1 protein-coding gene is annotated in these 5,734 nt (G+C 63.7%); it reads left to right on the plus strand.

All coding sequences use genetic code 11. From position 1 onward, the window contains the following. Positions 1-5,734, plus strand: a 5,734-nt coding sequence (locus HX866_RS09860; RefSeq protein WP_177139331.1) for a non-ribosomal peptide synthetase, incomplete at both ends; no start/stop codon positions are given.

Below are 5,734 nucleotides of genomic sequence, written 5' to 3' on the forward strand. Positions count from 1 at the left end.
GGCGACAAACGCCTGGTGGCCTATGTCACGGTGCAGCAGCCTGGCGCTGTGCTGGAGATCGAAAGCTTGCGCGATCATCTGCAGGGAGCATTGCCGGAGTACATGGTTCCGGCGGCTTACGTGCAGCTCGATGTCTTGCCGCTGACGCTGAACGGCAAACTGGACCGCAAGGCCCTGCCAGCGCCGGATGCGCAGGCGTTGATCAGCCGTGGCTACGAAGCGCCGCAAGGCGAAGTGGAAAGCCTGCTGGCATCGATCTGGTCGGATGTGCTCAAGGTCGAGCAGGTAGGGCGACATGATCATTTCTTCGAGTTGGGTGGCCATTCGCTGCTGGCGGTGACGCTGATCGAGCGCATGCGCCAGGTCGGTCTGAGTACCGATGTGCGCGTGTTGTTCAGCCAGCCGACCCTGGCCGCGCTGGCAGCGGCGGTGGGTAGTGGCCGCGAGATCCAGGTGCCGGCCAATGGCATCAGCCTCGATTGTGCGCGCATTACCCCGCAACTGTTGCCGCTGGCGAACCTGGACCAGGGCGCCATCGACCGGATCGTCGCCACGGTGCCGGGCGGCGTCGCCAACGTTCAGGACATCTATGCCTTGGCGCCGTTGCAGGCGGGTATTCTCTATCACCACCTCAGCGCGGAGCGGGGTGACCCCTATGTGCTGCAAGCACTGTTCGCCTTCGAGAGTGAGGAGCGCCTGGAAGATTTCTCCAAGGCCTTGCAATTCGTGATCCAGCGCCATGACATCCTGCGCACCGCGCTGGTCTGGGAAGGTCTGGACGAACCGGTGCAAGTGGTCTGGCGCCAGGCGCAGTTGGCACGCGAAAACCTGGAACCGGACCCGCAGGCTGGCGAGGTCGTAACCCAGCTGCATCAGCGTTTCGATGCCCGGCACTATGGCCTGGATATTCGCCAGGCACCGATGCTGCGCCTGATCCAGGCCTGGGATGCGGCGAACCAGCGCTGGCTGGGGTTGCTGCTGTTCCACCACCTGGCGATGGACCATACGGGGATGGAGGTAGTGCAGCACGAGATGCAGGCGTACCTGCTGGGACAGCAGGCACAACTGGGGGCGGCGATGCCGTATCGCAACTATGTGGCCCAGGCCCGCCTGGGCGTGAGCCAGGCCGAGCACGAGCGGTTTTTCCGCGAGCGCCTGGGTGATGTCGACGAGCCGACCCTGCCGTTCGGTTTGCAGCAGGTGCAGGGTGATGGGCAGGGTATCGAGGAAGCCCAACTGGCCGTGGGCGTGGCCCTCGGCCAGCGTTTGCGGGCTCAGGCCCGGCAGGCGGGGGTGAGTGCCGCGAGCCTGGTGCACCTGGCTTGGGCACAGGTGCTGGGCCGGGTTGCGGCCCGTGACGATGTGGTGTTCGGTACGGTGCTGATGGGCCGGATGGAGGGTGGCGACGGCGCCGACCGCGCCCTGGGCATGTTTATCAACACCTTGCCGCTGCGCGTGATCCTGGGAGACCGCAGTGCACGGGAGGGCGTCAAGGCGACCCACGACGAACTGACCGCGTTGCTCGGGCATGAGCACGCGCCCCTGGCCCTGGCCCAGCGTTGCAGTGGCGTCAGTGTGCCGCTGCCATTGTTCAGCGCGTTGCTCAACTACCGCCACAGCAGCATTACCGTAACCGACGAGGCGCTGACAGCCTGGCACGGCATGCAGTACCTGAGCGGTGAGGAACGGACCAACTATCCGTTGACCCTCCATGTCGACGACCAGGGCGAAGACTTTCTGCTGACCGCCCAGACTGTTCCAGCGATTGCGGCCGAGCGAATCTGTGCCTATATGCACAGGGCCTTGCAGAGTCTGGTCGATGCCTTGGAGCAAGCGTGCGACGTGCCGTTGCCGGACCTACCGGTATTGCCGGACGATGAGCGTCGGCAATTGCTGGAAGGCTTCAATGCCACTGCGGTCGACTATCCGCTGGACCTGACTGTGCACGGGTTGTTTGAAGCCCGAGTCGCTACCGATGGCGACTCGGTAGCCGTAGTGGACGAGAAGGGCAGCCTGACCTATGACGCACTCAATCGTCAGGCCAACCGCATCGCCCATCGCCTGATCGGCCTGGGCATCGGCCCGGACGACCGGGTGGCGATCTGTGTTGACCGCAGCCTGGAAATGGTTGCGGGGTTGTTGGGGGTTCTCAAGGCCGGAGCCGCTTATGTGCCACTGGACCCGCATTATCCGCTGGATCGCCTGACCTACATGCTGGAGAGCTGTGCGCCGGCGGCGATTCTCACCCAGGAAGCCTTGCATGCGGTCCTTCCAACAAGTGCCGTCCCGGTGCTGTTGCTCGATCCTGAGCAGGCTGAGCGCGAAGGTTTCCTTGGGCAGCCCGAGGTCAATCCTCTGCGGGCTGATTTGCGTCCTGAACACCTGGCCTATGTGATTTACACATCGGGCTCCACCGGGCGTCCGAAAGGCGTGCAGATTGCCCATCAGGCCTTGAGCAATTTCCTCCAGTCCATGGGTCGGGAACCAGGACTTTCGGCGCAGGATCGCTTGCTGGCCGTCACCACCATTTCCTTCGACATCGCCGCGCTTGAACTGTACTTGTCCCTGGTCAACGGTGCCTGTGTGGTCCTGGCCTCCCGTGAGGCGGCCATGGACGGCCTGCAATTGCAGCGCCTGCTTGACGAGCAACGTATCACGGTGATGCAGGCCACCCCGAGCACCTGGCAAATGCTGGTGAACAGCGGTTGGGCCGGCAATCAGGACCTGCGTATTTTTTGTGGTGGCGAACCACTTCCCCGTAGCCTGGCGCTTGAGCTGCTGCCGCGCAGCCGTGAACTGTGGAACCTCTACGGCCCCACGGAAGCCACTATCTGGGCCTGTGTAGAGCGCGTCGACGGACAGGGCGAATCGCTCACCGTGCCGATTGGCAAACCTATGGACAATACGCGGATCTATCTGTTGGACACCAAGCGTCAGCCGGTACCGTTGGGTGTGGCGGGTGAGTTGTATATCGGCGGAGTGCAAGTGGCACGCGGCTACCTGAACCGTCCAGATCTGAGCGCCGAGCGTTTCCTCGACGATCCGTTCTGCAGCGGACGCATGTACCGCACCGGGGATCTCGGTCGCTATCTGCCGGACGGCAAGCTCGAGTACCTGGGGCGTAACGACGACCAGGTGAAGATCCGTGGTTTCCGGATCGAACTGGGCGAAATCGAAGCCCTTCTCGCCGCGTATCCCGGGGTCAAGGACAGCGTGGTTCTGGCGCGGGAAGACAATCCGGGCGAAAAACGCTTGGTGGCCTACTTCACGCCGCAGCGGCCTGAAACGGTGCTGGAGATCGAAAGCCTGCGCGGTCATCTGCGAGGCGCTCTGCCGGAGTACATGGTCCCGGCGGCCTACGTGCAGCTCGATGCCTTGCCATTGACGCCTAACTGCAAGCTGGATCGCAAAGCGTTGCCGGTGCCGGATGGTGCTGCACTGGTCAGCCACGAATACCAAGCGCCACAAGGTAAAACCGAAAGCGTGTTGGCGCAGTTGTGGGCCGACTTGCTCAAGGTCGAGCGCGTAGGGCGAAACGATCACTTCTTCGAACTGGGCGGTCACTCGCTGCTGGCGGTAACGCTGATCGAGCGCATGCGCCAGGTCGGCCTGAGCGCCGATGTACGGGTACTGTTCGGCCAGCCGACCTTGTCGGCACTGGCGGCGGCGGTGGGTGGCAGCACGGAAATCGTGGTGCCGGCCAACCTGATCCCGCAGGGCTGCGAGCACATCACTCCAGACCTGTTGTCGTTGATCAGCCTGGACCAGGCGCAGATCGACCGGGTGGTGGCGACGGTCCCGGGTGGCGTGGCGAATGTGCAGGATATCTACCCGCTGGCGCCGTTGCAGGAAGGCATCCTGTTCCATCACTTGTCAGCCAGCGAAGGCGACCCCTATGTGCTGCAATCGCAGTTCAGCTTCGACAGCCGCAGCCGTCTGGACGATTTTATCCAGGCGCTGCAAAGCGTGATCGATCGTCACGATGTCCTGCGCACGTCGATTGTCTGGGAAGGGCTGGAGGCACCGGTGCAAGTGGTCTGGCGCCAGACCAGGCTGGAAGTCGAGACACTCGAACTCGATCCGCGGCAGGGTGAGCTGCCGGCGCAACTGTTGCAACGCTTCGATCCGGCGCACTACCGTTTGAATCTGCAACAGGCGCCGCTGCTGCGGTTAGCCGTCAGCGAAGATCTGCTGAACCGGCGCTGGGTGGGCGTGTTGCTGTTCCATCACATCGCCATCGATCACACCACCATCGCGGTGGTGCAACAGGAAATGCAGGCCAACCTGCGTGGGCAGGCGACGCCGCTGGCGGCCGCCGCGCCGTATCGCAATTATGTGGCCCAGGCGCGTCTGGGTGTCAGCCAGGAGGCCCACGAAACGTTCTTCCGCGAGATGCTCGGCGATATCGACGAGCCGACCCTGCCGTTCGAACAGCAGGAAGTTCGGGGCGACCAGCAGGCGATCGTCGAAGCCCACCTGGCCCTGGACCTTGATCTGTCCCGGCGCCTGCGTGGCCGCGCCCGGCAGTCGGGTGTCAGCGCAGCGAGCCTGGTGCATCTGGCCTGGGGGCTGGTGCTGGGCCGCCTGTGCCGACGCGAGAAGGTCGTGTTCGGCACCGTGTTGCTCGGTCGGATGCAGGGTGGTGCGGGAGCGGATCAGGCGCTGGGGATGTTTATCAATACCTTGCCACTGCGTCTGGATCTTGGCGAGATGGGGGCTCGGGCCGCGCTCAAGGCGGCCCACGGCCGGCTCACCGCGCTGCTGGGCCATGAGCATGCTTCCCTGGCGCTGGCCCAGCGTTGCAGCGGGGTGCCGACGCCGACGCCACTGTTCAGCGCCTTGCTCAATTACCGGCACGGTGCCGGTGAGGTCAGCCAGCAGGCGCTGGATGCCTGGCAGGGTATCGAGAGCCTCGGTGGCGACGAGCGGACCAACTACCCGCTGACGCTTTCGGTGGACGATGACGATGTGCGCTTCAGCCTGACGGTCCAGGCAACGGTCGGTGTCGATGCGCAACGGGTTTGTGGTTACATGCAGGCCGCTCTGGCGAGTCTGGTGGATGCATTGGAGCAGAGCGCGGAGGTGCCGCTGGGACGGCTGTCGGTGTTGCCGGCGATGGAGCGTGAGCAGTTGTTGTTCGGACTGAATGACACCGCGTTGGATTATCCGCAAGAACAGACCATTCATGGGTTGTTCGAGGTGCAGGTGGCGCGTACGCCGGAGGCTTTGGCGGTGGTTCATGGCGAACAGCGCCTGAGCTATCGCGAGCTCAACGAGCAGGCCAACCGTTTGGCCCATGCCCTGCGCAAACAGGGTGTGCAGCCGGATTCGCGGGTGGGGATCTGTGTTGAGCGTGGCGCGGAAATGGTCGTTGGCTTGTTGGCGATCCTCAAGGCGGGCGGCGGTTATGTACCGTTGGACCCGGCTTATCCGGTAGAGCGGATTGCCTATATGTTGCAGGACAGTGCTCCGGCGGCTGTGCTTGCGCAAACGGCCACCCAGGATCTATTGGCGGGCGTTTCGGTACCCGTGATCAATCTCGACCAGGGCACCTGGCAGGACGAATCCGTCCAGAATCCGCAGGTGCCGGGGCTGACTTCGGCGCATCTGGCTTATTTGATCTACACCTCGGGTTCGACCGGTCTGCCGAAGGGCGTGATGATCGAACACCGCAACACCGTGAGCTTCCTGACCTGGGCCCCCGCCGCCTTTGATCACGCGGCCTTGCAGACTC

The organism is Pseudomonas gingeri, assembly GCF_013386165.1.
In the GTDB taxonomy this organism is placed as follows: Bacteria; Pseudomonadota; Gammaproteobacteria; order Pseudomonadales; family Pseudomonadaceae; genus Aquipseudomonas; species Aquipseudomonas gingeri_C.